Origin of the sequence: Pseudomonas sp. MF6767 (genome assembly GCF_016405475.1) — a bacterium.
Lineage (GTDB): Bacteria > Pseudomonadota > Gammaproteobacteria > Pseudomonadales > Pseudomonadaceae > Aquipseudomonas > Aquipseudomonas paracarnis.
On the sequence record NZ_JAEKCY010000049.1, the window covers coordinates 1 to 1,823 of the forward strand.

The window sequence follows — 1,823 nt, forward strand, 5'->3', positions numbered from 1 at the left end:
GTCTCGGTGCGCTCGGCCAGTGCTGAGTTAGTCATGGCAACCTCAGAATTGAATGGATACGTTCGGCACTTCGCCGCGGGCGATCTTCAGGACGATGGCCTTGGCCAGCTCTTCGCTGATGTTCATGTCGATCAAAGCCTTTTTGGCTTCGCCCAGGATTTTCGACTTGTGCGCTACGTCAGCCTGGCGCTCCTGCTGCTGGCGCAGGATTTCATCTGCCGCTGCGTTCGCCCTGGCAACCTCATCCAGTCGCGCCTGCTCCACGGCTTCCTCTTGGCGGCGAATGGCCGCGAGTCGGTCTTGCTCGGCGCGCTGCTCGGCAGCCAAGCGGCTTGCTTCGGCCTGTGCAGCTGCTGCGCGGGACTGTTCGGCTTGCAGCTCCAGTTGCAGGCGCTGGCGTTCGGCGGCAGCCTCTGCATCCAGTGCGGCCTGTGCGGCGGCGCGCTTAGTGGCGGCCGCCTGGTCCAGCAGTTCCTGCTCACGTCTGGCGGCAGCTTCGCGCTCGGCCTGTGCCTGCTGCTCGGCCTGGAGTCGGGCTTGTTCGGCGGCTACCCGTGCAATCTCTGCATCGCGGTCGCGCTGGGCCTGGGCTTCGGCGGCGGCACGCAGGCGGGCCAGCTCTGCCTGCTCGGCTTCATACTGGATGCGCTCGGTGTGCAGGGTGCGCAGCTTCGCCAGGGTCTGGTCTTTCACCTGGGCGGCTTCGGCCAGGAACTCTTCCCAGGAGTCGTTGATTTCGACCGACTCAAGGTCGGCAATAATCTTGGCAACATGGGTGGCGGCCGGGGGGGCTTCAAAAACGGCCAAGTCCTTTATGGCTTGGATGCCGTCAACGTGCCTGTCCTTGCGTGCCTGATCGGCACCCTCCCAATCCGTCAGAGGCTGGCGGGTGGCATCGCGCAGATTGTCCATCTTGGTGACGAACTCGCGCAGCTCCGCCTCGACCACCTTCGGCATTTCCTTAAGGCGTTTCAGGTAGTCGCGGCCCGGCTTCTCGACTGCCGCCTTAGATTTGCTGACGGTTGCTGCCAGGCTGGCGATGCGGGCACGGCCTTTAGCGGTCTTGAGGTCTGGAACCTCGGTAGTTACTTCGGCCTTCACCGCGTCGAAGAACTGGCCCAGGCCACCGGCAACGTAGATGGCCGGCGCGTTGTCGGCGCTGATGTCGTCGATGGTGATTACTTGCTGTTGTGCGGACACGGTGACTCCCTGCCGCGATGCTCGCAGCGATTGAAGGCATTGGTTATTGAGTAATTCGATCAGCGAGGGCGCTGAGCAACATCAGGAAGGTGAGGATAGATAGCGCTATGGCAGACCCGCGCCAGAAGCAGTAGCGCTTGGCTCTTTGGTAGGAGGTCATTCAGACACCGGCTTACGCCAACCCTTGTCGATCAGGTTCTCGACCCAGGCCCTTGCCTCTGGATCACCGTCGAACGCGGTGGCGCACATGCCAGCGTCAATTTCCATGTAGTTAATCGCAGCAAGACGCTCTTCCGCTGCAATCTGTTCGGGCGTGCGGCAAGGCCTGAAATGGTCTCCAGAGCTTGAATGGCTTGAGCTTTGCGAGTAGACGAAAACCGCGCAGGGGTAGTCGTCGCCAACAAAGGTTCGGTGGGCGACTATCTCAACCTCCGTCCATTCTTCGCCAGGGATCAGTTTTCGATGCTCGCACACCGTTCCAACAGGCGGCAGGCCCTCGCCGGTCCAGGGCCTTTCCTCATAAGCCCACACGTCAAGGTAAGCGCAAAGCGCTGAGCCATCACAAGACTCGCCACGTACCCGGTTTTGCTCATGAATCACGCTTTTAACAAAGGTAACTCTCG

At 61.3% G+C, this 1,823-nt stretch carries 2 protein-coding genes; both read right to left on the bottom strand.

Annotated features, from left to right (window positions below; translation table 11 throughout):
* Nucleotides 1-42: 42 nt before the first annotated feature.
* Complete coding sequence (locus tag JFT58_RS30000; RefSeq protein WP_198834880.1) at nt 43-1,200, bottom strand: hypothetical protein; 1,158 nt, start codon at nt 1,198-1,200, stop codon at nt 43-45.
* A 156-nt stretch (nt 1,201-1,356) separates the two neighbouring features.
* The coding region (locus JFT58_RS30005; protein ID WP_198834881.1) for a hypothetical protein at nt 1,357-1,823 on the bottom strand (467 nt) is incomplete at its 5' end.